Genomic DNA, 25,678 nt, shown 5'->3' with positions numbered 1-25,678 from the left:
TTCAGAATACCGCGCGTTCACGCCTCCACGGCGACATCGAGCACCTCGTTCTCAGGCCCGAGGTAGACGGCGGGCCAGTAGCCCTCGGGGAAGTGCTCGCCCGTCGTATCGTCAAAGTGCAGCACGAGTCCGCCGCCGGGCGATGCCGCGAGGGTCTGCAGCGCAAGGCCTCTGGCTGCCTCCTCGCGGTCTGACTCCGTGGGATCCTCATCGCCGAACTCGGTGACGATCGCGTCGGTGGAGCGCCGCACGAGCGCGGGCAGCTGCGCGAGGGCGGCGGCGAGCCGCTCGGCGAGGGCCTTCACGACCTTCGGATCACTGCTTTCGACGAGCAGTTCGATGGTTGCCCCGGCGACCTCAATCTCGCCGCCGTAGCTGTCCATGAAGTGGACATCGCCGTCGGTGAGCGTGAACGATGAGCGGCTCAGCGTGCCAAGGGTCGGGTGGGTGACGTCTGGGTGCGCGGTCATACGGCAAGCGTACCGGCGGTGCACAGCATCTATCGGCCGAGCCCTGAAGCTCCGGCCCCCCCGGCACACAGGCCAGTCGACTATTCTCGATAGGTACTCCTTCCGACGCGCGCCGCGTATCGGGCGGCGACGCCCGTGGCGATCGACTGCGTCGGGGGATCCACGCGACTATTGAGGCAGGTATGGCGCATATTCTCGGGGCTGAGGCCCTGCATCTTGAGGTGCCCACGAAGACGGTGTTCGACTCGGTGACGCTCGGCGTTGACGAGGGAGATCGCATCGGCATCGTCGGTCGCAACGGCGACGGCAAGTCATCCCTCCTCATGATGCTCGCCGGGCGGCGCGAGCCCGACTCGGGCCGCGTCACCTACCGCGGCGGCACCACGATCGGGGTGCTCGACCAGGCCGACCAGTTCGACGATGGCGAGACCGTCGGCAACGCGATCGTCGGCGATACGCCCGAGTACGAGTGGGCGGGCGACCCGAAGGTGCGCGAGGTCATCGCGGGGCTCGTCTCAGACCTGCCGTGGGACGCCGAGCTCGAGTCGCTTTCGGGCGGCCAGCGCCGCCGAGTTGCCCTTGCCCGCCTGCTCGTCGGCGACTGGGATGTACTGTTTCTCGACGAGCCGACGAACCACCTCGATGTCGAGGCCGTCGCCTGGCTCGCCGACCACCTGAAGCGCCGCTGGCCGAACGGGCAGGGCGCGCTGCTCGTCGTCACGCACGACCGGTGGTTCCTCGACGAGGTCTGCACGGCGACCTGGGAGGTTCACGACCGCATCGTCGAACCCTTCGAGGGCGGGTACGCCGCCTACATCCTGCAGCGCGTCGAGCGCGACCGGCAGGCCGCGGTTGTCGAGCAGAAGCGTCAGAACCTCGCGCGCAAGGAGCTCGCGTGGCTCAGGCGTGGCGCGCCCGCGCGCACGGCGAAGCCGAAGTTCAGGATCGACGCCGCGAACGAACTCATCGCCGACGTCCCCGAGATCCGCGACAAGGTGTCACTGCAGTCGATGGCCGTCTCACGCCTCGGCAAGGAGGTCGTGAACATCCTCGATGTTGGCGTCTCGTACACCGACCCGGTTTCGGGGGAACCCCGCGAGGTGCTGCGCGACGTCGAGTGGCGAATCGCCCCGGGCGAGCGCACAGGCATTCTCGGCGTGAACGGCGCGGGTAAATCGACGCTACTCGGGCTCATCTCGGGCGCGGTGGAGCCGACGAGCGGCACCGTGAAGACCGGCAAGACCGTGAACGTCGCGCAGCTCACGCAGCGCCTCGACGAGCTCGAGGCGCACCTGAACGAGCCGGTGCGCCTCGTCATCGGGCGACTGCGTACGAGCTTCACGGTTGGCTCAGGCTCGAAGGCGCAGGACCTCACTCCGGGGCAGCTGCTCGAGCGGATGGGGTTCACGAGCGCGCAGCTGTCGACCCCCGTGAAAGATCTTTCCGGCGGTCAGAAGCGACGCCTGCAGCTGCTCCTGATCCTGCTCAATCAGCCGAACGTGCTCATCCTCGACGAGCCGACTAACGACCTCGACACCGACATGCTTGCGGCGATGGAAGACCTGCTCGACTCGTGGCCGGGCACCCTTATCGTGGTCTCGCACGACCGCTACTTCCTTGAGCGCGTCACCGATCAGCAGTATGCGATCCTCGACAAGCGGCTTCGGCACCTCCCGAACGGCGTCGACGAGTACCTCAAGCTGCGCCAGGCCGAGGAACGCGCGAAGGAAGCCGCTGCCGCGGGCGTGGGATCGGCGAAGCCGGGCCAGCCCACGGTCTCGGAGACCGGGCAGCAGGGTTCGAAGGCTTCGCAGCCGGCGCAGCCAAAGCTGTCGGGGCGCGAGCTGCGCGATGCCCAGAAGGAGCTGGCGTCGGTGGAGCGCAAGATGGAGAGGATGCAGGGCGATATCGCGAAGTCGCGCGACGGGCTCGCGACCCTCGACCAGGCGGACTATGCGCTGCTGAACGCGGAGATGGCGAAGATCACCGCGCTCGAAGCGGAGGTCGCGGGGCTCGAGGAGCGCTGGCTGGAGCTCTCGGAGGCGCTCGGGTAAGACACCGGCACTCGGCCAGAGCCTAGCTCTGGCGTGCCAGGCGCCCGCCCGACTCGATGGTGTACGGGATGAGCAGATCGAGGTTTCGCAGCAACTGGCTGACGTCAGCTGGGTCGACGGAGACGTACGTGCCGATCCTGAGCTGATTGCGCCCGACCCCGCTGTACCCGTCGGTGTCGAGGATTCCTGCGCTTCGGAGGAGCGCCGTGAGCGTCTTGACGTCGGCGCGCGGGTCGATCTCAAGGGTCACGTTCGTTGGTGAGCGGAGCGCCGGGTTCGTAACGAACGGTGCCGCGTACTCGCTGCGGTCCGCCCACTCGTAGATCGCGGCGGACAGTGAGCGGGTGCGCCCGGCTGCCCAGGGGAGGCCGCCGCGCTCAAGGATCCAGCCGAGCTGGCTGTCGAGCAGCATGAGGGTCGCGAGCGCTGGAGTGTTCAGGGTTTGCCGCTTGCGTGACTGTTCGATGGCGAGGTGGAGGTTCAAAAAATCTGGGATGTACCGACCCGATGCCGCTATCCGGCCCGTTCGCTCGATCGCCGCGGGCGAGAGCAGTGCGAGCCAGACGCCCGCTTCAGAGCCAAGGTTCTTCTGCGGCGCAAAGTAGTAGACATCGGCGTTCCGTGCATCGAACTCGGCGCCGCCTGCCGCGCTCGTCGCGTCGATGAGCGTGATGGCGCCGTCAGTGGCCCCTACGCGCCGAACGGGGGACAGTACGCCCGTTGACGTCTCGTTGTGGGGCCACGCATACGTATCGATTCTCTCAGCGTGTTCGGCGAGTACGAGCTCGCCGTGCGGAGCGGTGCGCACGTCTGGCGTCATGAGCCAGGGCGCCGCCGCGGCCCGCGCGAAGCGGTTGCCGAAGACGCCGAAATCGAGGCACTGGGCCCGCTGATCGATGAGCGAGAACGCGGCGAGGTCCCAGAACGCCGTGGAGCCACCGTTGCCGAGGACGACTTCGTACCCGTCGGGGGCATCGAAGAGTTCGCGCAGCTGCTCTTGAATGCGACCGACCAGCCGCTTTGCAGGTTCCTGCCGATGGGAGGTGCCCAGCACGCGATGCGGGTCGGCCGCGAGCTGCCCGAGCTGAGCGGGCCGGATCTTGGCAGGGCCGCTCCCGAATCGTCCGTCGCCCAGCGGGTAGCGCGGGAGCGTGCGTGGGTATGTGAGATCCATGTCTGAGTGTCCCTTCGCGGTGGCGCGAGGCGAAATCTCACCTCGAATGTTTTTGTCCTATGACAAAGTGTAGCATTGGCATGACGCTACGATCCGGCGCGAGCGCGCCGAGTGGGGACGAAGGACAATGACAGCACTAGGCGCAGCACCAACCCTCCAAACGGCGGGAGCCGTGCCCCAGGCATCGGAGACGCCGCTGTGGGTGGGCGACACGGTCGACGCCTCCCAGCTCTCGGTGCCCGAATCGCCGCTCGTGACGAACGCCCGAGAGGTGCGCGCTGCGCTCCACGAAGCGACGCGGGTGCTCCGGGCTGACTGGCTGCACCACTACGGGGAGGAACTCGAGCGCCCCGCGACCCGCGTTCAGCGGGAATGGGGGAGCGTCCGAGGTGAGCCGCGCACCCGACCTGAGCTCGACGCCGAAGCGTCGATCGCACACGGACTCGCTCGCGTGCGCGAGCTCTCCGAGCAGTGGGAGCAGCTGCTCGCTGACCCCGAAGCTGCCCGGGCGCTCGCCGCAGCGAGTACCGCGCGCGCCTGGGCGCTGCGCCGGGCGATTGCACTGGTGCGAACGGTCGATGGTGCCGGGAACGAGGATCGCGTCGATGCCCTCGTGCGGCACGCGGCCAGGCGTTCGCGGTCGCTCACGCGTGCGGAACAGGAGACCATCGCAGCGTCTGACGGATGCACCTCGGCGGGCGGCGCCTCGATCGGTTATGCCCCGCAGGCAACGCAGGCATCGCAGGCAGCCCAGCCAACGCCGGAGCCCGATGCGGTGCTTGACGCAGTGCTCCAGATTCGCATCCGACAGGCACGGCGTGAGCTTGAGGCCGGGCTCGTGCTGAACCCGCAAATGCGTGAGCTGATCGCGGCGGCGACGCCCGCGGTGCTCACCGGCGCGCCGATCCTGCTCATCGGCGAAACCGGCGGTGCCAAGACCGCCCTCGCCGAGCACCTTGCCGGGCTGGGCGGCACTACCCACGAGTTCGTCTCGGGGTACGGCGACATCACCGGAGCTCAGATCATCGGGGCTCACGAGCTTCGGGCGTCGGGCGATGCAACGGTGACGGAGTTCGCGCCGGGCCCGCTGCTGCGCGCGATGCAGCGCGGCGTGCCCATCATCCTCGACGAGATCAACGCAATGCCGCCCGAGTTCCTCAAGCGCCTGAACCGCATCCTGCAGCTGCGCCCGGGAGCGCGGTTCGCGGTGCAGGAGCAGCCTGGGTTGACCGTCGAGATTGCGAGCGGGTTCGTCGTGCTCGCAACGGCCAACGAGTACGCACCCCACAGATACCGCGGCATTGAGCCGTTGAGCGCAGAGCTCGTGAATCGATTCGGGTCGGGGACCTTCCGAGTGCACTACCCGGATTCGGGGGCAGACATTTCCGACGTCCCTGCCGAAAACCTGCTGCTCGCGGCTGCGGTGGTGTCTGCCCCGGACGGGTCGCTGCCGCAGGGCCTCGGTATCGCCGAACTCACCCCACTCGCACGCGCGGCCTTCATCAGCCAGCAGGTGTTCGTCGGGAACCCCGACGCGGCGCTGGAACGCTACCGCGGCACCGAGCGCGAGTTCGATGATGAGCCGGGCCTCGCAGAGACCGTCATCGCGCCGCGCACGCTCGCCGCGGTGCTCCAAGGGGTGATGTTGCAGGGCGGGGCGACGGCACTCACGGGCGCACTCGAGCGGTTCACCGCCGGGGTGATGCACGCTGCCGACCGGGCGGTGCTCAGGCTGATTCTCGTCGGACAGGGCCTCCTCACGTGAGCGGAGACGGCAGCGAGCGGGACGCTGAGCGCGCTGAGGCGGCGGAGTTTGACGGCGCGCTCGCCGCGGCGGGCCGGCTCCTTGGGGTGCGCGTCACCACTCTCGCGGGTGAGGAGTGGCGCTTCGAAGGTGAGCGCCTTGCTGTGGGGCGCGAGTACTTCACGCGGCGCGGGCACGGAGTCGACGCTGCGGTCGCGCTGACGCTGCGCGAGCTCTGGTTCGTCACGGGCGCGGGCTGCTCCCCGGCGCGCGAGAACCGTCGCGCGCGAGTGCTCGCGGCTCGCCCCGATCTCCACACGCTCATGGTGACACTCGACCGGGTGCAGGCGCAGCGCGCGCTGCTCGAGGCGCAACCGGGATTCGGGCGACAACTCATTGGGGCCGTTCGCCGCGACATTCCCGAAGCGCTCACCAGTTGGCCACCCAACGCGCAGTGGCTGGGGCTCGTGCAGCGCGCCTCGCTCGGGCTTCCCACGCAGGTGGGCGAGGCCGTCGGGCAGCTGTTCACCCCCGTCACCCGCGCCGCGCTCACCGGGACGGGCGCGGCCGACCCGGTCGACGGCCTCGACCGACTGCTCGCCGCCGTTGCGCCCGCGTATGAGGCGCTCGCGGCGGGCAGCGGCCTGAGCGATGCCGCGGGCGGCGGTGCCGGCCCGCCGCAGGAGGGGCAGAGCGGGGTCGAGGGGCTTGGCGACCTGGGAAGCGCCAACGCGGCTGGTGACGACGCAGGCGGTGAAACGAACGCGGATCCGGATCGCGCGAACGCAGACGAGCAGCGCCGTGAGGGCGACCTCTGCGAGCCGGATCCTTCGGGGTCCCCGCCATCGGCTGCGACCGAGCCGGGTTCCCTGGTTGAAGCCGATTCCGGTCGCATCCCACCAGTGCTGAGTGAGACGCCGTTGCCCGCTCAACGCCCCTCGCTCACGCCGCCGGGCGGCGGTTCTACCGCGCAGCTGGAGGCGGCCGAAGCAGCGACGCCCGGCCAGGCGGCCGCCGAGGCCGGAGGAGAGTGGCGGCGCGGCAGTGCGGCCGCGCTCGCGGAATACAGGCACTGCCTCGGCACGTACCGTCGGGAGATTCGGGCCGTCGGGGACGTCTGGCGGCGCCTGCTGCGGGAGAGTCTGCGGGTCGCCCAGCGCGAGACACGCTTCGCCGGGCCCGAGCCGGGGCCGATCCACACCGGTCGCCTGGCCGCGACGGTTGCTGAGGCCCGCGGCGGCGACCCCCGGCCGAACGTGTACCGGGCGCGCATGCCGGTGACCGTGAGCGGGCCTGGCCTCGGGCGGACCGACACCGTGCTCGTGCTCGACAGATCGGGGTCGATGCAGGGCCAGGCCGCGCAGCTGTCAGCGGACGCGGCGATGGTCTTCCTCGAAGCGCTCGCGGGTGCGGCGAGGGAGCTCCGCGAACTTGAAACCCGATACCCCGGCGGGGAGCCGAGCGCCGTGCGCTCCGGCCTTGTCGTGTTCGACAGCGCCGCGACGCTGGTGAAGCGCTGCAACGAACGGCTTACCGACACCCACCGGATCGCCCTGCGCGAGGCGATGGTGGCGGCGGAGGGTGAGACGCACCCCGTTCCCGCGATCGAGCTCGCGGTGCGTGAACTGTTGATCGCCCGGCGGCCCGCAGGGGTGGCGCAGCGGCGGGTGCTCGTCTTCGTGAGCGATGGTGGATTCGCGAGTAGCCCCGAACATGTTGAGGGCCGTGCCCTTGCGCGCGAACTGGCGAGGGCTCGAGCGGCGGGGATCGAGGTGTACGGAGTCGGGATCGGTGTGACTGGTGGAATGGGCCTCTTCCGCCCGGGACTCACCTTGATCGGGTCGGTGCGGGAACTCCCGGCCGCGCTCGCGCAAATGCTCGGCGACCAGGCGCGTGTGGCGCTGCCAGGGCAGGGTGGCTCGGCTTAGAGGCCTGACCCGGGGCCTTGACCTAGCAACCTGACTTAGAAAACAGTGCGGGCGCCGACGTGGCTGCCGCGGTCAGAGCGGGCCCTGGTGCTGATGCGGATCGAGCCGGTGGAGCTGTCGAAGGTGTGCCTCGCTGCGAGCGCGCGGTCGGGGAGCGCCCCGGCAAGCCAGGTGAAAGTGCGCCCGTCAACAAGCGGAGCAGTCAGTGAGCGCTGCCTGGCCTGCAGCGCGAACATCTCCGGAAGCGTCGGCCAGTTTGCGAGGGCAACGCCCTGCTCCGTGAGAGTCGGCGATGGTCTCGCAGGGGCTGTGCGCTCGGGGGTGGGGCTCGCGGCGGCCGAAACCCAGCGGAGGGTCCAGGAGACGGTGCCGTGGGCGCTCGAGGTTCGCACGGTCGGTACCGCTGACGCTCGCGGCGGCCGATCCAGGGCCGCGAACCAGCGCAGCACCTCGGTGGCGCACTCGATGGGTGGAAGCACGCCGTCTGCGGCAGCCACCCGCAGCCATGCCGGGGCACCGAGCCCGTGCGGCGCGATGACGGGGACGAGTTCGTCCGCTCTCGCGCGGTTCGCAGTCGGCTCGTTCGCACCCAGCGCGAAGAACGCCTCGAAGGGCGGCGCGGTGACCTCGAGCACGCTTGCGAGCGCGTCGGAAGCGGAGCGGGTCTCGGCATAGCGCTCGCTGAGCTCAGGTGACGGCGTCGTCTGGAACCCCGTGCCGAGGGCGCCGACCCTGAGCTGGCGCACCCGCGCAGCAAGTTCGACTTCGGCCTCAGAGCGCGCGACCGGCCGCGGCGAGGGGCCCGCCTCGGCCGCCTCCCGCGCGACGAGGGCAAAGCGGGCCGTCCGGTCGCTACCTGCCACGGTTCACCGCTCCGACGGCCGGCAACGGAGCCAGGCCGCTGGGGAGGCTCGGGAGGCGCCTGAGCCACGCGCGCAGCACGGCCCTGCCCGCAGACGAGAGCGCGGGGCCGTACTCGGAGGCCTGGACACGGATCACGCCCGGGTCGACGCCCGCCGAGCGGAGCTCGACTGCGTGGCCGATGAGCCACTCCTCAATGGCCGCGTGGTCGGCCTCGATGTGAAACTGCAGCCCGAGCACGTGCTCACCACTCGCGAAAGCCTGCACGGGGGTCGCTGGCGTTTGCGCGAGTCGCCGCGCTCCCGGGGGCAAGCTCGCGTGGTCTCCGTGCCAGTGCAGTACCGAGAGGTGAGCGAGCGGGGCGAGCACGCTACGCGCACCCGCCTGGGTCAGTGTCAGCGGGGCGTAGCCGATCTCGGGGGAGCGCAGCGTCTCAACCGTCGCGCCCATGGCCTCAGCGATGAGCTGAGCCCCAAGGCAGATGCCGAGCAGCGGCCGATCGAGCTCGAGCCACTTGCGAATGAGGCGTTTCTCTTCGTGGAGAAAGGGGTACGTCGCCGTCTCTGCCACGCCAATCGGGCCGCCGAGTACGGCGAGGAGCGCGCCGTCGGCGAGCGCGCTGAGGTGCAGCGGGTCGAGGCCAGCGAGTCGAACCCTGACCTCGTATCCGAGCTCGGTGAGCACGCCGTGGAGCGTGCCGGGCCCCTCGAACGCGACGTGTTGAATCACGTATGCGATCGGCGAAGTCGCAGGCTGAGCCTCCTCGGCGGCGGAGGCGCCTGCCAAAAGTTGCATTGTCATAGGACAAACAGTAGCATGGGTGATGTCGCCGAGATGATCTGGCGACTCAGGTGGGGTGACCGAGTGGCCAGGTAGCAGCCCGCAAGGCTGCGCACGCAGGTTCGACTCCTGCCCCCACCTCAACCGTCTCCGCGGTCTTTCGCGTGCCGTCGGGCTCGATGGGTTGAGCGAGGCCGTCCACCCGGCCGGTGCCGGGGTGGCCGGTCTGTGAATCGTGCGACATGCACCAATACTGTCAGTCGCCGATGTGCTGAGTGCACGATCTGCACGCAACGTTCGCGCATTTGTCGCGCCCGTGTCAGACTTGCGCAGAGAACCACAGCACAAAGGAGTAGCTATGACACTGGCAGGGAAGACGATCCTTATGTCTGGCGGCAGCAGGGGAATCGGGCTTGCGATTGCGTTGCGCGCCGCGGCCGACGGCGCCAACATCGCGATGCTCGCGAAGACGGATACCCCGCACCCGAAGCTCGCTGGGACGATCCACACGGCCGCAGACGAGATCCGCGCGGCGGGCGGGAACGCGCTTGCGATCGTGGGCGACGTGCGCAACGACGACGATATCGCGTCGGCCGTCGAGCAGGCGCGTGCCGAGTTTGGTGGGGTCGACATTGTCGTGAACAACGCGAGCGTCATTGACCTGTCGGGCACGCTCGACCTCAATCCGAAGAAGTACGACCTCATGCAAGACGTGAACGTGCGCGGCACCTTCATGCTCTCTCGCGCGGCGCTCCCGCTGCTCCAGCAAGCCGAGAATCCCCACATCCTGTCACTCTCGCCGCCCCTGAACCTCGACCCCAAGTGGCTCGGCGGGCACACGGGCTACACCCTCGCGAAGTACGGCATGACGATGGCGACGCTTGGCATGGCCGCTGAGTTCGCGAAGACCGGCGTCGCTGCGAACACGCTGTGGCCGGCGACCACCGTCGCGACCGCGGCAGTGCAGAACCTGCTCGGCGGCGACCAAGTCATGGCCGCGAGCCGCACGCCCGCGGTGTACGCTGACGCGGCGTACACGGTGCTCACGAAGCCAGCGGGCCAGTACACCGGCCAGTCCCTCATCGCAGAGGACGTGCTGCGTGGCGAGGGCGTCACCGACTTTTCCGGCTACGCGGCGGTGCCCGGAACCCCGGACAGCGAGCTGCGCCCTGACATCTTCCTGGACTAGGGTTCCGTTCCCGGGGTAGCGGTATTAGCGTTGGCACATGGTCAACTATCGCTACCTCGGAAACAGCGGCCTCAAAGTCTCGGAGATCACCTACGGCAACTGGATCACCCACGCCTCGCAGGTCGCCGACGAGGCAGCGACGAAGACCGTGCACGCGGCGCTCGACGCGGGAATTACGACCTTCGATACCGCCGACACGTACGCGAACCAGGCCGCCGAGGTTGTACTCGGCAAGGCGCTCGCTGGGCAGCGGCGCGAAGGGCTCGAGATCTTCACGAAGTGCTACTTCCCAGTCGGAGCCAAGGGGCCGAACGACACGGGGCTGAGCCGGAAACACATCTTTGAGTCGATCAACGGCTCGCTCACCCGGCTCGGCACCGACTACGTCGACCTCTACCAGGCGCACAGGTTCGACTACGAGACGCCGCTCGAGGAAACGTTCCAGGCGTTCGCCGACATCGTGCGCCAGGGGAAGGCGCTCTACATCGGGGTGTCGGAGTGGACGGCGGAGCAGCTGCGTGAGGGCCACGCGCTCGCGAAACAGCTCGGGATCCAGCTCATCTCGAACCAGCCACAGTACTCGATGCTCTGGCGGGTCATTGAGGGTAAGGTCGTGCCAGCGTCCGAGGAACTCGGCATCTCGCAGATTGTGTGGTCGCCAATGGCGCAGGGCGTGCTCACTGGCAAGTACCTGCCGGGCCAGCCGCTCCCCGCGGGGTCGCGCGCGACCGACGAGCGGAGCGGCGCGAGGTTCATCCACGATTTTCTCCGAGAGGAGCTGCTCGTCGCCGTGCAGCGGCTGAAGCCCATCGCCGAGCAGGCCGGCCTCACGATGCCACAGCTTGCAATAGCGTGGGTGCTGCAGCACCCGAATGTCGCGTCGGCGCTTGTTGGAGCGTCCAGGCCAGAGCAGCTCGCCGACACCGTGAAGGCGTCGGGCGTCACGCTCGACGCAGCGACCCTCGCTGCCGTCGACGAGGCGCTCGGGGACGCGGTGTACAGCGACCCAGAAGACACATATACGGTCTCCCCGAAGACCCGCCTGAGCTAGTCGGTTGCGGTGCCGCCCTCAAGCGCGGGCGCGTGCGTCGCGAGCAGGTCGGCGTACGTCTCGCGTCTGGTGACGAGCCGCGCCTCGCCGTCCGCGACGAAGACGATCGCGGGTTTCAGGGCGCCGTTGTAGTTGTTCGACGTCGTGTACGAGTACGCGCCCGTCGTCGCCATGACAACGACGTCGCCCACCCGCGCCTCCGGTAGGTCGGCGCCGTCGATGAGCAGGTCGCCCGACTCACACTGGCGGCCGACGAGCTGCACGGCTTCCGCCGCGGGCTCAGCCGCGCGGTTCGCGATCACGGCCTCGTAGCGCTGCAGCGTGAGGGCAACGTCGAGCTGGTCTGCCATGCCGCCGTCGACCGCGACGAACACCTGCCCGGTGCGCTTCACTGAGACGACGCGGTAGGCCGAGACCCCGGCGCGGGCCACGAGCGAGCGGCCTGGCTCGATGAGCAGCCGCGACCCCTCCGGGAGGTGCGCCTTCGCCGCCGCAACGATCTCGTCAAGGTACGCCTCTACGCTCGGCGCGTCATCCGCGTGGGTGTACTTCACGCCGAGCCCGCCGCCAATGTCGTAGGTGGGGAAGTGGCCCGCGCTCGAGATCTTTTCGACGGCCTCGGCGAACTGGGCGGTGTTGAGAATCTGTGAGCCGATGTGCAGGTGCACGCCCTCAAATCGCATGAGAGGGTGCGCGCGCATGCGCTCAATTGCAGCGAGGGCCTGGTCCATCGGAAGCCCGAACTTCGAGCGGGTGCCACCCGTCGCCTGTGACGCGTGGGTTTCGGCCTCGACGCCGGGAATCACGCGGAGCAAGAGCGCTTGCGGTGCGGTGAGCAGCGCGTCGAGCCTGTCGAGCTCGTCGGTGTTGTCGACGATGATCGTGCCGACACCGCGCTCAAGGGCAAACGCGAGCTCTGCCGTCGTCTTCGCGTTGCCGTGAAAGTAGATGCGTGCAGGGTCGACGCCGGCGGCAAGCGCGAGGTGCAGCTCACCTGCACCGGCAACGTCGACCGCGAGCCCCTCCTCCTGCGCGATCTTGTACATCCCGACGGCGGGAAGCGACTTCGACGCGAACAGCACGTCGGAGTTGGGCCAGCGCTCGCGGAGGCCCCGGACGAAACGGCGCGCCTGCTCGCGCAGCCCGATCTCGTCAAACACGTGCAGGGGCGTGCCGTACTGCTCAACGAGGGCAGAAACCTCGACGCCGCCGATGGTGAGCTCGCCCGCCTCGGTGACGCCGCTGTGCTCTGGGAGCACCTCGCGAAGTCGTGCGGCGTGGGATTCCTGAGCGGGCACTGCGGTCATCACATCTTCCTCGATTCTTGTTATACCTAGCAGTATATGGCGCGGAAATGGCTTTCTGCCCTAGGCTTGCGAATAATAAGTGAGTCTGGGCTAACAGGAGGTACTGACTTGGCGTCAACAAAATCGGGCGCAGCCGCTCCAGCGGAGCCGGGCGCTGGCCGTGAGTTGCGCTACCAGCGTGTCTACGACCTCGTGCTGCGCCTCATTGAAGAACAGGGCCTCGAGCCGGGCGACAAGCTCCCGAGCACCGCAGAGCTCACGAAGCTAGCCGACGTGAGCGTCATCTCCGTGCGCCGCGCGCTCGACGAACTCGACCACGACGGCGTCATCGAGCGCCATCAGGGGCTCGGCACCTTCGTCGCGAAGCCGCGGCTCATCAGCCAACCGGGCCGCGCCGGTGCGCTGCTCGGCACCATCTCGCAAGACGAGCGGCCCGTGGAGTTCACGACGGAGCTCGTACGGATCGCGGTCGGCATGCCAAGCCGAAACCACGTGCGCGCCCTCGACATTCAGGAGGGGCAGCCGGTGTGGGAGATCTCGCGCGTGCGGAGCAGGGAAGGGCGCGCGACCGTTGCCGAGCGCGCGACGCTTCCCCTGAGCCTCGTGCCAGCGCTTGACGAGGCCGAGCTTGCAAGCGGGCGATCGCTCTACGAGCTGCTCGAAGAACTGCACGGCATCACGGAAGCGTACGCCGAGCAGGTCTTTCAGGTAGACCGCCCGAGTCAGTGGGAGCGCGAGCAGCTCGGGCTTGGCCCGAGCGACACCGTGATGCGCGTTCGCGGGGTGAGCTACACCGAAGATGACGTAGCCTTCGACTCGTACCAGCAGTCGTACCGCGCCGACGAGTTCCTGTTCCATGTGCAGGGGCCGCGCTCAACGCCGCGCCTGGTGAGCCCCGAGGCTGCCGGCTCCTGGGGCGTGCGCGCGCTCGGCGCCGAATAGCCGAACGCGCGCGCCCCCTAGACCCGCGCGTGCGCCGGGTCTGGGCTTGGGATGCTGTTGATGAGCAGCTGCGTGTACGGATCCTGAGGCCGGTTCACGACCTCGTCGGGTGTGCCCGACTCGATGATCTTGCCCTCTCGCATCACGATGATGCGGTCGGCGTACTCGGCGGCCGTTGACAGGTCGTGCGTGATCATCAGGATCCCGAGGCCCGCCGTGTCTTTCAGTTCGGCGAGGAGCTGGAGCACCCCCGAGCGCACCGACACGTCGAGCATGCTCACCGGCTCGTCCGCGAGCAGCAGCGACGGCGTCAGCACGAGACCCGACGCGATCGCCACTCGCTGCCGCTGGCCGCCGGAGAGCTGGTGCGGGTACCTGTCGAGGTACTGCTCAACCGGGGTGAGCCCGACGGACTCTAGTGCCGAGGAGATTCGCGCCAGCCGCTCGGCTCGGTTCTTCCCGACCCTGTGGATGAGGAGGGGCTCTTCGAGCGTGTCAGCCACGGTGAAGCGCACGTCGAGCGACTCGTATGGATCCTGAAAGATCGGCTGCACGAGCGAGCGCAGCTGCTTGCGCTCCGCTCGCTTGGCGCCGAGCGCGTTGATACCGGCGACCTCGATGCCGCCCGTCGCCTCGGGCACGAGCCCCATGATCGACTGCATGGTCGTCGTCTTACCGCAGCCCGACTGGCCGACGAGCGCGACAAGCTCGCCGCGGTCGACCTGGAAGGAGACCCCGTCGACCGCGCGATGCTCGCGCCTACCCGCGTACTGCACCGTGAGGTCACGGACAGAAAGGAGTGGTTCGGTCGCGGGCTCGCTCGCCCGGGTCGCGTTCGCGACAGCGGTGATGTCGGGCGTCGATTCGAAGAGCGTGCGTGTGTAAGAGTGCGCGGGGTCGCGGTAGAGCTGTTCGACCTCGCCGATCTCGACGATGTCGCCCGCGCGCATGACCGCCGCGCGCGAGCAGCTCTGGGCGACGACGCCGAGGTCGTGGGTGACGAGGATCACGGCGAGGCCGAGCCTGTCAGACAGGTCGACGAGGAGGCGGAGGATCTGGTCTTGCACCACGACGTCGAGCGCGGTCGTCGGCTCGTCGGCGAGCAGCACCTTGGGTTCGCACGAGAGCGCCATGGCGATGACCGCGCGCTGCTTCATACCGCCCGAGAGCTCGTGCGGGTAGCGCTTCTCGGTGCCGTCGGGGAGGCCGACGAGGCCGAGCAGCTCGCGCACGCGCGCCTGCATGGTCTCGCGCGGGAAGCCGTGGAAGCGCAGCGCCTCCTCGATCTGCCAGCCGATCGTCTTCACCGGGTTGAACGCGCTCATCGCGCCCTGGAAGACCATCGCGATGTCTTTCCAGCGGTGGGGGCGGACGGTCGCGTCGCCACCCGCGATGATGTCGGTGCCGTTGAGGAGGATCTGGCCGCTCACGGTCGCGTTCGCGGGCAGCAGGCCGAGCGCGGCGAGGATCGTTGTCGTCTTGCCGCAGCCCGACTCGCCAACGAGGCCGAGCCGCTCGCCAGGCGCGAGCGCGAGGTTGATGCCGTGAACCGTCTCGGTTTCTTCGCCGCGGTCGTTCGCGAACCAGACGCGCAGGTCGCGGATTTCGAGCACGGGGGTGGGGGATAGTGCTGCGGTCATACGCCCGCTCCGTTCGTAGTGTCAGTTGCGCTGGTGCTGGCCCGCGGCGTCTTCGCGCGGGGCTTCGCGTCTTCGGTCGAGCCGAGCGGGCGAATCGCCCAGGTGCGCAGGGCGAGGTGCGAGATCTTGAGTCGCGGGTTGAGCGCGTCCTCGATGGCGCGGCCGACGAGGTAGCAGCCGAGAATGAGCAGCGCGACGGCGACTCCGGCCGGCACGATCGCCCACCAGGCACCCGTGCTGATCGCGGCTCGGCTGAACGCGCGCTCCATGATGACACCCCAGGTGACCGTGTTCGGGTCTGAGAGGCCAAGGAAGGCGAGCGCTGTCTCATTGAAGATCGCGACGGTGATCGCGAGCACGCCGCTCGCCGCGAGGAGCGGCCCGAGCTGCGGCAGAATGTGCCGCATGATGATGCGAAGGTGGCTGCCGCCGAGCGCCTCGACGCGCTTCACGTAGACGCGCTCGCGGAGGCTCTTCACCTGCGACCGCACGATGCGCGCGGTTCCCGTCCACATGAGCACACCGATCACAATGATGACGTGGTTGAGGCTCGGGCCCCAGACCGCGGCGATGACGATCATGAGTACGATCTGCGGGATGACGAGGAAGTAGTCGGTGATGCGCATGAGCACCGTGTCGACCCAGCCGCCGAAGTAGCCGGAGAGGATGCCGACGGCCGAGCCGATCACGATCGCGATCGCGGCCGCGGTGAACCCGACCCACATCGAGACGCGGCCTCCCTCGAGTACGAGGGTGAGCACGTCGACGCCGCCGTCGTCGCAGCCGAACCAGTGGGCGGCCGACGGTGCCTCGAACACGGCGCAGCTCACCTCGCCGCCGGAATACGGTGTGAGGAGCGGTGCGAAGATCGAGATGAGTAGGAAGATCGCGATGATCGCGAGCCCGATGATCGCGCTTGGCTGCCGAAGCGCGGTCGCGAATGCGCCGCGGCGGCGATCACGCGGCCTGCGCCTGCGCGGGAGCGAGAAGAGTGTTGTGCCCGGTGCTGCCATGGTGTGCTCCCTGCTCAATCGGATACCCGCGGATCGAGCCACGCGTATGCGAGGTCGGCGAGGTAGTTGAAGACGACGACGGTGATGGTGATGACGAGAAACCCGCCCTGGAGCATGGGGTAGTCGCGCTGCAGGACCGCTTGGTAGAGCTCGCGGCCGATGCCCGGCCACGAGTAGATGACCTCGATGAGGATCGCGCCGCTCACGACCGTGCCGAGCGCGAGGGCGATCATCGTGACGGTCGGGAGCATCGCGTTGCGAACCGAGTAGGAGCGGATGATGCGGCCCCTCGGGAGCCCCTTTGCGCGCGCGGTCAGCACGTAGTCCTCACCGAGCGTCTCCAACACCGAGGAGCGCATGATGAGTAGGTACTCGGCGTAGAGCGTGAGCGCGAGCGTCGCGACCGGGAGGATAAGGTGCCGCAGCCTGTCTGCGAACTGCTCGCCCGGGCTCAGCGCCATCGCGAAGGGATCGGCCATGCCGGCCGAGGGAAGGACGCCCGCGAAGAAGATGAGCAGCATCGCGCCGACGAACTGGGTGGGGAACGCGTAGAAGAGCACCGAGATGTTCGTCATGGCGTGATCGAAGAACGTGCCGCGCCGCACGGCGCTCAGGATGCCGAGGAGGATGCCGATGGCGAGAGCGATGATCGTTCCGGTGAGCACAAGGGGCAGCGTGTTGAGGAACGCCTCCGCGAGGTTCGCTGCGACGGGCTGCCGGTTCGAGAACGAGATGCCGAGGTTTCCGGTGAAGAGCCCCTTGAGGTACAGGACGTACTGCTCCCAGAGTGACTTGTCGATGCCGAACTGCCGTTCGAGCGCGGCCTTCATCTCAGCCGAGGCGCCTGGCACGCGCGAGAGGCGATTCGCCGCCGAGCCGGGGAGCACGCGGAAGAGTAGGAAGTTTATGGTGACTGCGACAAAGACCGTGACGAGCGCGAACAGTGTCCTGCGCCAGATATATCTTCCTCGATGCATCGGTGGTCCTTTCAGTGCAGCGACTGTGCGTGCGGCCCGGATTGCGCGGGCGATGGAACTACATTACTGCCTATATGAGAAGTAGCGCTATATAGTATGCTAAGTCTACTGAGAGAGGTGCGCGGGCCGCGCGTACCGATCAGTCGATGGAGGATCAATGAAGATCGCAGTACGCGCGGGCCTGGCTGTAGCAGCCGCGGCCGCACTTGTTGTTTCAATCTCCGCCTGCTCACCTGGCGGATCCGGAGGCGCGAGCGGGGGAGGGAACTTCCTGCGGGTCGGGGCGACCGCGGTCGTCGACTCGCTCAACCCGTTCGTGTCTGACTCCGACTACTCGAGTGTGATGTACCAGTACATCTACCCCCACCTCACCGAGTACGACGAGAACCTCGAGATCGTCCCGTCATTCGCCGAGTCCTGGGAATCGAGCGAGGACGGCACGACCTGGACCTTCCACACCGTGAAGGACGCGAAGTGGAGCGACGGCGAGGCGCTTGACGCCGAGGACGTCGCGTTCACCGCGAACCTCATCCTCGAATACGCCGACGGCCCGACGGGCATCCTCGCGGGCTGGGTGGCGCACCTCGACAACGCGAAGGCAACCGACGCGAACACGGTCGTCTTCACCTACGACGCCCCCGTCGCGAACGTGCTCACCCAGGTACAGGCACTGCACATCTTGCCCGAGCACATCTGGGCGCCCAAGGCGACCGGTGACGGCCTCGACCTCACGAGCTTCGACAACGCCCCGCCCATCGTGTCAGGCGGCCCATTCACGCTTGAGTCCTACAAAAAGGACCAGATGATGATGTACAAGACCAACCCCAATTGGTACGGCAAGGCGCCAGAGATTGAGGGTTGGGGCCTGCAGTTCTTCGCAAACGACGACGCCATGGTGTCGGCGCTGAAGAGTGGCCAGGTTGACATGGTTGGCCTGACGACGCCCCCGACCGCGGTCGAGAAACTCAAGGCCGATGGCATGACCGTGCAGACGGGTCAGAGCGTGTCGATCAAGAACGTCATCATCAACACGAACCCCGAGAAGACCTCGCACCGCGAGCTCCTCAACCCCGAGGTGCGCAAGGCGCTCGAGTACGGCATCGACCGGAACGAGATCGTGGAGCAGACCTACCTCGGAAACGCCGAGCCAGGCTCGACACTCCTCGCCCCGATCTCGGGGTTCAAGAACGAGTCGCTCCCCGGCCTGCCGTTCGACATCGAGGCGGGCAACAAGATCCTCGACGACCTCGGCTACCTGCCGGGCGACGACGGCATTCGAGTCGCTGACGGCGAGAAGATGGCGTACGAACTCGTGTTCCCTACCGCGGAATCCGGCTCCGGTGACCGCGCGTTCCAGACCATGCAGCGCGGCTGGGAGAAGCTCGGCATCAAGGTTGAGCAGCGCAAGATGGACTCGGACGCGGCGTGGGATGCGATCACCGCGCCCGACAACAAGTACCTCGATTTCGACATCGCAATGTGGAACTGGGCGCCGCCGTATGAGCCCGACTTCATCCTGAGCACGCTCACCTGCGACTCGCTCGGCGGAAACTCTGACAGCGGCTACTGCAACCCGAAGTACGACGAACTATACAAGGCTCAGGGCACCGAGCTCGACGCGGCGAAGCGCCAGGAGATCATTAACGAGATGCAGCAGATCATCTTCGACGACCGCCCCTACATCGTGTACGCGTACCCGAACGTGATCGAGGCGTTCAACCCGGCATGGGACGGCTTCGTGCTGTCGCCGCTTGTGGGGTCGATCAACAACCTCTCGACGCAGACCCTCACGGGTGTGTACCGGGTCGAGAAGTAGCGAGGGGAAGTACTGTGCGGGGAACACACCTCCTGCTACTCGCTGACGGCTGGGATTCTGGCAGTGTCGGCACCGGCGGGCCCGCCGGGCTTGCCGCGGCGCTCGGCCTGGGGGAGCGTGAGCTCATCGCTGCGATTGCGGCGGGGCTCGGCGCTGGCTCGGAACCCAGTCGCGTTGTGATCCCCGCGCAGGGAGCGCCCGCGGTCGTGGCGGCGGTTAAGCTGACCGCCGCCCACCGCGGGCCGGGGGCGCCCAGCGTGACCGAGCGCTACTTCGAGGCCGGGCTGAAGCTCGGGGCTGCGAGCGTGGGCCAGGCGACCCTGTGGGTCGCAGGCGGCGAGGATGCGAGTGCCCACGATGCCCTTTGGGCTGGCGCCTGGCTAGGCACGCAACGCCCCGCAGCGCCGCTTGACGCAGAGCGGCGCCCCCTCTTTGGTGATGGCCGAGCGCCATCAGCGGGTGCCGAGCTCGGTGCCGTCGCCCGGGGCTGGGTGCGCGACCTCGTTGAACGGCCTGCGAGCGCGCTCGGGCCGCGGGAGCTGGGTGATGAGATTCTCGCGCTCGCCGCCGGGATGGGCGAAGGTGTCACCGCCGAGCTCTGGGCGGCGGAAGACGCCGAAGCTCGCGGGTTCGGTGCCCTCGCCGCAGTAGGTGGTGGATCGGCGCGGCCCCCCGTTGTTGCGCGACTGCGGTGGGCGGGCTCGGGCTCAACCGGGCCAACTCTTGGCGTCGTCGGCAAGGGGGTCACGTTCGACTCCGGCGGGCTGAATGTGAAGAAGGACCCGGGCGAACTTGCCTGGATGAAGAGTGATATGGCGTCTGCCGCGACGGTCGCGGCCGCGCTCGTCCTCGCGTCACGCCTCGCTGAACCCGGTGCGCCGGTCGAGGTGATCCTGCCGCTCTGCGACAACGCGGTCTCGGGAACGTCGGTGCGGCCCGGGGATGTCGTCACGCACCCCGATGGGCGCACGACCGAGGTCGTCGACACCGACTGCGAGGGGCGTCTCATTCTCGCCGACGGCCTCGCCTGGCTGCGCTCGCAGGGGGCCGCAGCGCTCGTTGACCTCGGCACGCTCACCGACGGCGGCGCCGGCCTGCGCGCTGCCGGGATGTGGTCAAACGATGCCGAATTCGCGGAGCGGCTCCAGAACCTCGCGGGTCAGGTGGCAGACCCGCTGTGGGCAATCCCGCTCCCGTACGGCGAGGACGCGGTGCTTGAGAGCCGCGTCGCCGACGCGAAAAACGCGCCACTTGACCGCCCCGACGTGGGGCGGCACGCCGCAACCTTCCTCGCCGAGTTTGTGGGGGAGACCCCCTGGGCGCACCTCGACATTGGTGGCGTTGCGTACCTCGAGAGCCCCATCGCGGGTTGGCCGGAGGGCCCGACGGGAGCGACGACGCTCGCCCTGGCTGAGGCAATGCGCGCGTGGGCAGCGGGGTCGCTCCGCTAGGGATTGCATCCGCACGTCACCGTGTATATGCTTAGTATGACAAGCTAGCGGGGGAAGGATCCTCCGCGGTAATTGAAAGGCTCAACGTGGACCTCACATTCGATTCAGCGTTCCCCGCGCGCACCGCGCGCTCCCGCGAACTTTTTGAGCGCGCGAAGCTCACGATTCCCGGCGGCGCAGGCAGTACGGCCCGCCTCCCGCGCAACGGCTGGAACCCGTACCCCCTGTTCATCGAACAGGGACAGGGGTCGCGCATCACCGATGTCGACGGCAACGAGTACGTCGACTACCTGCTGGGCCTCGGCCCGGATATCCTCGGCCACCGCCACCCGGTCGTCACTGAGGCCGTCGTGAAGGCGATTCAAGAGCAGGGTACGAGCTTCGGTCTGCCCTACGAGCTCGAGATCGAAGCCTCCGAGAAGGTCGTCGCCGCCGTACCCGGCGTCGAGCAGGTCCGTTTCGCAAACTCCGGCTCCGAGGCCGTCGGGCAGGCCGTGCGTATCGCCCGCGCGACAACCGGTCGCCGCATTATCGTGCGCTTCGAGGGCCTCTATCACGGCTGGCAAGACAGCGTGTACTGGTCGAACCACGTCGATCTCGACAAGGCGGGCTCGGCCGAGCGCCCCCGCCCCGTCGCGATGGGCCCCGGCGTGCCCGCCGAGCTCGAGGAGACCCTCGTCGTGCTCACCTGGAACGACGCGGAAAGCTTCGTGAAGCTCATGGAAGAGCGCGGCGAGGAGATCGCCGCCGTCATTACCGAGCCCGCCGTGCTGAACACCGGCTGCATTCTGCCCGAGCCCGGCTATCTTGAACTGCTGCGCAGCGAGACCACGAAGTACGGCGCAATGCTCATCTTCGATGAGGTCATCACCGGCTTCCGTATCGCCCGCGGCGGCGCGCACGAGTACTACGGCGTGATCCCTGACCTCACGACCTACGCGAAGGGCGTTGGCGGCGGGTTCCCGGTCGCAGCGATCGGCGGTACGAAGGAGGCCATGCGCCTCATCGCCGACGGCACCTATTCGCACTCGGGCACATACAACGCCAACGTGGTGCAGTGCGCCGCGGTCTCGGCGACGATGGACCTCCTCGCTGAGCCCGGCCTGTATGAGCGCCAGCGCGCACTCGGCGATCGGCTCGCACGCGGCCTCGAATCGATCGCGAACGACAACGGTATCGACGCGTACGTGACGGGCCTTGGCACCGTCTTCCAGCTCTGGTTCGCGGACGGCCCGATCAAGAACTGGCGCGACGCGGTCGCGCACACCCGCGAGGGCGTGTTCAAGCGGTGGTACGAGGAGATGCTCGTGCGCGGCGTGCTCTTCCACCCGCTACAGTTTGAGAACCTCTTTGTCTCGCTCGTACACGACGACCGCGACATCGATGACACCCTCGAGGCCGCCGCGGGCGCCATGAAGGTGCTCAAGCAGGAATTCTCGCGCTAAGCGATTCAACGAAGAAAGGGCGCGGCATGACGCCTCCCGAGGGCATCGCGATCGGACTCGACCTTGGCACCTCAAGCCTCAAAGCCATAGCTGTTGGGGTTGAGTCCGGGCGGGTGCTCTTCAGGGAGCGCCAGCCGTACCCGACGCACCGGCCAGAACCCGGCGCCGCAGAGCAAGCGCCGCAGGACTGGATGGCGGCGGCAATCGGCGCGCTCGCGCGGCTCGCCGCCGCCACCGGGGCGGAGCGCTGGGTCGGCATCGGCCTCTCGGCGATGCTCCCAACGCTCGTCTGCCTCGACGCAGACGGCGAACCCGTCGGGAGCGCAATTGTCTGGGAAGACACCCGGGCCGAGCCCGAGGCCGAGTGGCTGCGTCGCGAGTACCCCGATGCCGTGGCCTACGAGCGCACCGGCCAGCAGTTCGACGGTCGCTACCTTGTGCCGATGTTCTTGCGGCTGCGCGACAGGGACCCGGAGGTCGCGGCGCGCACGACGAGGATCGCGGGCGCAAAAGACTACCTGTTCGAACAGCTCACAGGCGAGCTGCTCACCGACCCCTCGACGGCGGCCGGGAGCGGCGTGTACGACCTCACGACGGGCGAGTATGCCGCGGGCCCGTGGCCCGCGCTGCCGCCCACCAGGCCATCGACCGAGTCCCGCGGCCTCGACGCCGGGGTCGCGAGGCTCATCGGCGTGCGGGCGGGCCTTCCCGTCGCACTCGGCGGGGCTGACTCGGTGCTTGGGGCTGAGGCACTCGGCGCCCGGCCGGGGCTCGACGTCGCCATCATCTCGGGCACGAGCACGGTCGTGCTCGGCACCCGCGACGAACTCGAGCTGAGTGCCTCGGGTCGCGCTCTCGTCACCCCGCTCGCGCTCGGCGGCTACGGGCTTGAAATGGACCTCGTCGCGACGGGCTCTGCGTTCCAGTGGCTCGCGGGCCTCACCGGCGCAGCCAGCGTCGCAGACCTCGTCGGCGAAGCGAGCGCCATCGACCCGCTCGCGGCGCCCGCCGTGCTGCCCTACGTCGGGCCGGGTGAACAGGGGGCGCTGTGGGAGCCGGGCATCTTCGGCTCGTTCAGCGGGCTCACCCTCGGCACGACCCGCGGCGCACTCATGCGCGGGCTCCTCACCGGCGTGATTCTCGAACTGCGCCGCTGCATCCTCGCGATCGCGGGTGACAGTGGTGGGCGCATCATCGCCTCCGGCAGTTCGCTCGCCTCACCGCGCGCCCTGCAGGATCTTGCCGACGCCTGCGGCCGCGAGGTCCTCGCCGACGAGAGCGACGCCGACCACTCGGCGCTTGGTGCGATCGCGACGCTGCTCGTTGGGCTGGGGATGTCGCTCCCGGAGCGCCGAGAGCGGCTCACGAGCTACTCACCGGATCCTGATCGGGCTGCCGTGTGGGGGGCGCTCGCGACGCGGCACGACGGCGATCTCGCGCGCGAGCGGGAGCGCGCGGGGGCGGCGCAGTGACCCGCGCGCTAGGGGCCGACGGGGCCCTGCTCGGCGGCGGGTCCATCGGCTCGCTCATCGGCGGCCTGCTTGACGCGGCTCCGGTGAGCGGCGGCACCATCGCCATCGCTCGGGGCGGCGTCGTCGAACAGCGCGCGTTCGGTACGCGTGGCCCGGGCGGGCGGCCCGTGGAAATCCACGACAGATTTGAGATCGGCTCGATCTCAAAGACCGTCGCAGCCCTCGCCGCCGCGAGGCTCGAAGCCGAGGGTGTGCTCAGCCTCGACGACCCGGTGCGCACGTACCTGCCGTGGCTCGAATTGCCGGAGGGGGCAGGCGAACCGAGCCTGCGGCACCTGCTCGCCCACACCGCCGGCTGGATCTCCGGGAACTCCGCGTCTCCCGGGGAAATCGCACAGGCCCTCTCGCTCCCGAAGACGCGCACCCTGACAGCCCCCGGCGAGCGCTTTCACTACTCGAACGTAGGGTACGTGGTGCTCGGCCTCGCGCTCGCTGAGGCGGCGGGGACGGCGTTCCCGCGGCTGCTCGCAGAAGAACTCTTCGGGCCGCTCGGGCTGCCCGGGGCGCTCGCAAGCCTGACGGGCGTGGAGCGCGCGCGGTTGTGCCCGGGAACCGTGCCGACGCGCGACGACGCGCAGTGGGCGCCGGGTGATCCGCTCAGCCAGCAGAGCTGGGTAGAACCGGCGGGCGCCGATGGAAACGTGGGCGCGAGCGCGCGCGAGCTCCTCCAGTTCGGGCTGGCGCTCACCAACCCGACGAGCTTCGCGAGCGAGTCAGCCTGGCTTCCCGCGGCCGTCGCGGCGATTGCGACGCTGACGGCACCGAGCGGCGAAGACATCCTCGGGGCCGGCCCCCACCTTCGCGTGCGGGGCGCGCGCTACGGGCTCGGCGTGAACGTTGAGCCGACGGCCCACGGCACCCTCCTCACGCACGGTGGCGGCATGATCGGCTACGGCGCGTTCTTGGTTGCGCACCCCGAACTCGACCTCACGGTCGCCGTGTTGCTCAGCACTCCGGGGGAGTGGCCGCACGCCGAGCTGCTCGCGCGGGCGGCACACGCGGAGCTCGTTGCCGAGCAGGTGGGCGGCGCCGCTGGCGCTGATGGCGGCGACATCGCCGGGGGCGCCCCCGACCCGATTGCCGCGCTGCGGGTGACCCGCGGCCCGCTCTCTCGAGGTGCCGGCGACGCGGCCCGCCTGGCCGGGCACTACCGGAGTTACACGCCCTGGTGCCCGCACTACGAGGTCGGTGTCTCTTCCGAGCCGGGCGTCGCCGGTCGGCTCGTGCTGCGCGCGTACAGCGGCGTCGAAGCGCCGACCGAAGACACCCCGCTCGTGCCGATCGCGGAGGGGGGCGGCTACACCGTCGGCGCCGAGCCCGGCACGCCTGAGCGGGCGAGATTCTCAAACTTCATCGGTGGCGTAGCGCAGACGCTCGACATCGACGGCTGCGTGTACTCACGCGTGGTCGACCGCTAGCGTGCCGCTCGGCGGCACAGAAAGGGAGTGCGCAGTGCACATCCACGTCTTTTCCTCCGAAGCCGAGCTCGCTGAGGCCGCGGCGGGCCGTATTGTCGACCGCGTGCGGCAGGATGCCGGGGCCGTCGTCGGGCTCGCGACGGGGTCGTCGCCTGTCGCCGTCTACGCAGCTTGGGGTCGGCAGGCCCGGGCGGCCGGGCTCGACCAGAGCGGCGTCCGCGGCTTCGCGCTCGACGAGTACCTCGGCCTCGAGCCTGAGGACCCGCGGAGCTACCACGCCGTGATCCGCCGCGACGCTGTCGCCGGTGCGGGGCTGGACGCAGACCTCGTACGCATCCCTGACGGCTCGGGCGCCCCGGGCGCCGCCGAGGCGTACGAGCAGGCGATCAGGGACGCCGGTGGCATCGACGTGCAGGTACTCGGCATCGGACGCAACGGACACCTCGGGTTCAACGAGCCTGGTGCAGCCGCTGACTCGCGCACCCGAGTCGTGGAGCTCGCCGAGGCGACGATCGAAGACAATGCGCGGTTCTTCGAGCGCGCGGATGACGTGCCGACGGAGGCGATCACCCAGGGCCTCGGCACGATCTTCGAGGCGCGGGAGCTGCTGGTCATCGCTGTCGGAGCTGCGAAGGCGGCGGCGGTCGCCGCGGCGATCGAGGGCGAGGAAACTGAGCTCGTGCCCGCGAGCCGGCTGCGGAACCACGCGAACGTGCACTGGTTCATCGACGAGGCCGCTGCCTCGGGGCTCAGCGCGGCGCCCGCCGCCACCTAGGGCGGCACCTGAGGCCTTTTGCGGAGCGGAACCCGCTCGCCACACCGATCACATCAGATGTGTGTGAGGTTTACCTAACAAGGTGCTACCATCTGGGCTAGAACAATCATC

20 protein-coding genes and 1 tRNA gene are annotated in these 25,678 nt (G+C 68.7%); 13 read left to right on the top strand and 8 right to left on the bottom strand.

The features are described 5' to 3' along the window. Positions 1–17: 17 nt before the first annotated feature. Complete coding sequence (locus tag FB468_RS06730; RefSeq protein WP_141886664.1) at positions 18–470, bottom strand: hypothetical protein; 453 nt, start codon at positions 468–470, stop codon at positions 18–20. Between the two features lie 182 nt (positions 471–652). Here FB468_RS06730 and FB468_RS06725 point away from each other — a divergent pair, with 182 nt between their 5' ends. Continuing rightward, entirely contained in the window at positions 653–2,524 is a 1,872-nt protein-coding gene (locus tag FB468_RS06725; protein WP_141886663.1) for an ABC-F family ATP-binding cassette domain-containing protein, read from the top strand. 22 nt (positions 2,525–2,546) lie between these two features. Here FB468_RS06725 and serC read toward each other — a convergent pair whose 3' ends face one another. Next, a complete protein-coding gene (serC, locus tag FB468_RS06720; RefSeq protein ID WP_141886662.1) occupies positions 2,547–3,698 on the bottom strand; it encodes a phosphoserine transaminase in 1,152 nt (383 codons plus the stop codon). Positions 3,699–3,825: 127 nt separating this feature from the next. Here serC and FB468_RS17370 point away from each other — a divergent pair, with 127 nt between their 5' ends. Beyond that, entirely contained in the window at positions 3,826–5,463 is a 1,638-nt protein-coding gene (locus tag FB468_RS17370) for an AAA family ATPase (RefSeq protein WP_246055785.1), read from the top strand. Next, on the top strand, positions 5,460–7,370 hold the full coding sequence (locus FB468_RS06710; protein ID WP_141886661.1) for a VWA domain-containing protein: 1,911 nt from the start codon (positions 5,460–5,462) through the stop codon (positions 7,368–7,370). Before FB468_RS17370 ends, FB468_RS06710 begins: the two co-directional genes overlap by 4 nt. Before the next feature lie 35 nt (positions 7,371–7,405). Here FB468_RS06710 and FB468_RS06705 read toward each other — a convergent pair whose 3' ends face one another. Next, positions 7,406–8,233: a hypothetical protein gene (locus FB468_RS06705; protein WP_141886660.1), complete on the bottom strand. Its 828-nt coding sequence runs from the start codon at positions 8,231–8,233 to the stop codon at positions 7,406–7,408. Then, positions 8,223–9,032 carry a glutamine amidotransferase gene (locus tag FB468_RS06700; RefSeq protein ID WP_211359097.1) on the bottom strand — a complete coding sequence of 270 codons (810 nt, stop codon included), beginning with the start codon at positions 9,030–9,032 and terminating at the stop codon, positions 8,223–8,225. The genes FB468_RS06705 and FB468_RS06700 overlap by 11 nt, the downstream gene beginning before the upstream one ends. A gap of 49 nt (positions 9,033–9,081) precedes the next feature. Between FB468_RS06700 and FB468_RS06695 the strand changes: the two genes are divergently transcribed. The 3 genes from FB468_RS06695 (at position 9,082) to FB468_RS06685 (ending at position 11,251) form a co-directional block, all read left to right on the top strand. Continuing rightward, positions 9,082–9,152, top strand: a tRNA-Cys gene (locus tag FB468_RS06695). A gap of 217 nt (positions 9,153–9,369) precedes the next feature. Continuing rightward, on the top strand, positions 9,370–10,200 hold the full coding sequence (locus FB468_RS06690; RefSeq protein ID WP_141886659.1) for an SDR family oxidoreductase: 831 nt from the start codon (positions 9,370–9,372) through the stop codon (positions 10,198–10,200). 37 nt (positions 10,201–10,237) lie between these two features. Continuing rightward, positions 10,238–11,251, top strand: coding sequence for an aldo/keto reductase family protein (locus tag FB468_RS06685; protein WP_141886658.1), 1,014 nt, complete (start codon positions 10,238–10,240; stop codon positions 11,249–11,251). Here FB468_RS06685 and lysA read toward each other — a convergent pair. Further along, positions 11,248–12,558 carry a diaminopimelate decarboxylase gene (gene lysA, locus FB468_RS06680; protein ID WP_141886657.1) on the bottom strand — a complete coding sequence of 437 codons (1,311 nt, stop codon included), beginning with the start codon at positions 12,556–12,558 and terminating at the stop codon, positions 11,248–11,250. The genes FB468_RS06685 and lysA overlap by 4 nt on opposite strands. A gap of 108 nt (positions 12,559–12,666) precedes the next feature. On the opposite strand from lysA, the gene FB468_RS06675 reads away from it, so the two are divergent. Beyond that, positions 12,667–13,500, top strand: a complete 834-nt coding sequence (locus tag FB468_RS06675; RefSeq protein ID WP_170219646.1) for a GntR family transcriptional regulator — start codon at positions 12,667–12,669, stop codon at positions 13,498–13,500. A gap of 17 nt (positions 13,501–13,517) precedes the next feature. Here FB468_RS06675 and FB468_RS06670 read toward each other — a convergent pair whose 3' ends face one another. Genes FB468_RS06670 through FB468_RS06660 form a run of 3 tightly spaced genes read right to left on the bottom strand, consistent with a single transcriptional unit; the run spans position 13,518 to position 17,130 of the window. Continuing rightward, positions 13,518–15,140, bottom strand: coding sequence for a dipeptide ABC transporter ATP-binding protein (locus tag FB468_RS06670; RefSeq protein ID WP_141886655.1), 1,623 nt, complete (start codon positions 15,138–15,140; stop codon positions 13,518–13,520). Further along, positions 15,137–16,153: an ABC transporter permease gene (locus tag FB468_RS06665; RefSeq protein ID WP_141886654.1), complete on the bottom strand. Its 1,017-nt coding sequence runs from the start codon at positions 16,151–16,153 to the stop codon at positions 15,137–15,139. The genes FB468_RS06670 and FB468_RS06665 overlap by 4 nt, the downstream gene beginning before the upstream one ends. 14 nt (positions 16,154–16,167) lie before the next feature. Next, positions 16,168–17,130 (bottom strand): ABC transporter permease, encoded by a 963-nt coding sequence (locus FB468_RS06660; RefSeq protein WP_141886653.1) that lies wholly within the window; start codon positions 17,128–17,130, stop codon positions 16,168–16,170. A 157-nt stretch (positions 17,131–17,287) separates the two neighbouring features. Here FB468_RS06660 and FB468_RS06655 point away from each other — a divergent pair, with 157 nt between their 5' ends. From FB468_RS06655 to FB468_RS06630, 6 genes are all read left to right on the top strand, one after another. Next, a complete protein-coding gene (locus FB468_RS06655; protein WP_141886652.1) occupies positions 17,288–18,946 on the top strand; it encodes an ABC transporter substrate-binding protein in 1,659 nt (552 codons plus the stop codon). 14 nt (positions 18,947–18,960) lie between these two features. Beyond that, a complete protein-coding gene (locus FB468_RS06650; RefSeq protein WP_170219645.1) occupies positions 18,961–20,397 on the top strand; it encodes a M17 family metallopeptidase in 1,437 nt (478 codons plus the stop codon). Positions 20,398–20,483: 86 nt separating this feature from the next. Beyond that, a complete protein-coding gene (locus FB468_RS06645; protein WP_141886650.1) occupies positions 20,484–21,842 on the top strand; it encodes an aspartate aminotransferase family protein in 1,359 nt (452 codons plus the stop codon). A 26-nt stretch (positions 21,843–21,868) separates the two neighbouring features. Beyond that, positions 21,869–23,314, top strand: coding sequence for a xylulokinase (locus FB468_RS06640; RefSeq protein ID WP_141886649.1), 1,446 nt, complete (start codon positions 21,869–21,871; stop codon positions 23,312–23,314). Next, positions 23,311–24,792 carry a serine hydrolase domain-containing protein gene (locus FB468_RS06635; protein WP_170219644.1) on the top strand — a complete coding sequence of 494 codons (1,482 nt, stop codon included), beginning with the start codon at positions 23,311–23,313 and terminating at the stop codon, positions 24,790–24,792. Before FB468_RS06640 ends, FB468_RS06635 begins: the two co-directional genes overlap by 4 nt. 34 nt (positions 24,793–24,826) lie before the next feature. Then, on the top strand, positions 24,827–25,567 hold the full coding sequence (locus FB468_RS06630; RefSeq protein ID WP_141886647.1) for a glucosamine-6-phosphate deaminase: 741 nt from the start codon (positions 24,827–24,829) through the stop codon (positions 25,565–25,567). The last annotated feature ends 111 nt before the right edge of the window (positions 25,568–25,678 follow it).

This window comes from Leucobacter komagatae (assembly GCF_006716085.1).
Lineage (GTDB): Bacteria > Actinomycetota > Actinomycetes > Actinomycetales > Microbacteriaceae > Leucobacter > Leucobacter komagatae.
Note: the sequence above shows the minus strand (reverse complement) of the source record. Positions and strands in the feature narration are given on the sequence as shown.

Bases quoted from the DNA above. Each gene is read 5' to 3' on its own strand.
- FB468_RS06730 (WP_141886664.1), bottom strand. From the start codon at position 470: ATGACCGCGCACCCAGACGTCACCCACCCGACCCTTGGCACGCTGAGC.
- FB468_RS06725 (WP_141886663.1), top strand. From the start codon at position 653: ATGGCGCATATTCTCGGGGCTGAGGCCCTGCATCTTGAGGTGCCCACG.
- serC (WP_141886662.1), bottom strand. From the start codon at position 3,698: ATGGATCTCACATACCCACGCACGCTCCCGCGCTACCCGCTGGGCGAC.
- FB468_RS17370 (WP_246055785.1), top strand. From the start codon at position 3,826: ATGACAGCACTAGGCGCAGCACCAACCCTCCAAACGGCGGGAGCCGTG.
- FB468_RS06700 (WP_211359097.1), bottom strand. From the start codon at position 9,032: ATGACAATGCAACTTTTGGCAGGCGCCTCCGCCGCCGAGGAGGCTCAG.
- FB468_RS06690 (WP_141886659.1), top strand. From the start codon at position 9,370: ATGACACTGGCAGGGAAGACGATCCTTATGTCTGGCGGCAGCAGGGGA.
- FB468_RS06685 (WP_141886658.1), top strand. From the start codon at position 10,238: ATGGTCAACTATCGCTACCTCGGAAACAGCGGCCTCAAAGTCTCGGAG.
- lysA (WP_141886657.1), bottom strand. From the start codon at position 12,558: ATGACCGCAGTGCCCGCTCAGGAATCCCACGCCGCACGACTTCGCGAG.
- FB468_RS06670 (WP_141886655.1), bottom strand. From the start codon at position 15,140: ATGACCGCAGCACTATCCCCCACCCCCGTGCTCGAAATCCGCGACCTG.
- FB468_RS06665 (WP_141886654.1), bottom strand. From the start codon at position 16,153: ATGGCAGCACCGGGCACAACACTCTTCTCGCTCCCGCGCAGGCGCAGG.
- FB468_RS06660 (WP_141886653.1), bottom strand. From the start codon at position 17,130: ATGCATCGAGGAAGATATATCTGGCGCAGGACACTGTTCGCGCTCGTC.
- FB468_RS06655 (WP_141886652.1), top strand. From the start codon at position 17,288: ATGAAGATCGCAGTACGCGCGGGCCTGGCTGTAGCAGCCGCGGCCGCA.
- FB468_RS06640 (WP_141886649.1), top strand. From the start codon at position 21,869: ATGACGCCTCCCGAGGGCATCGCGATCGGACTCGACCTTGGCACCTCA.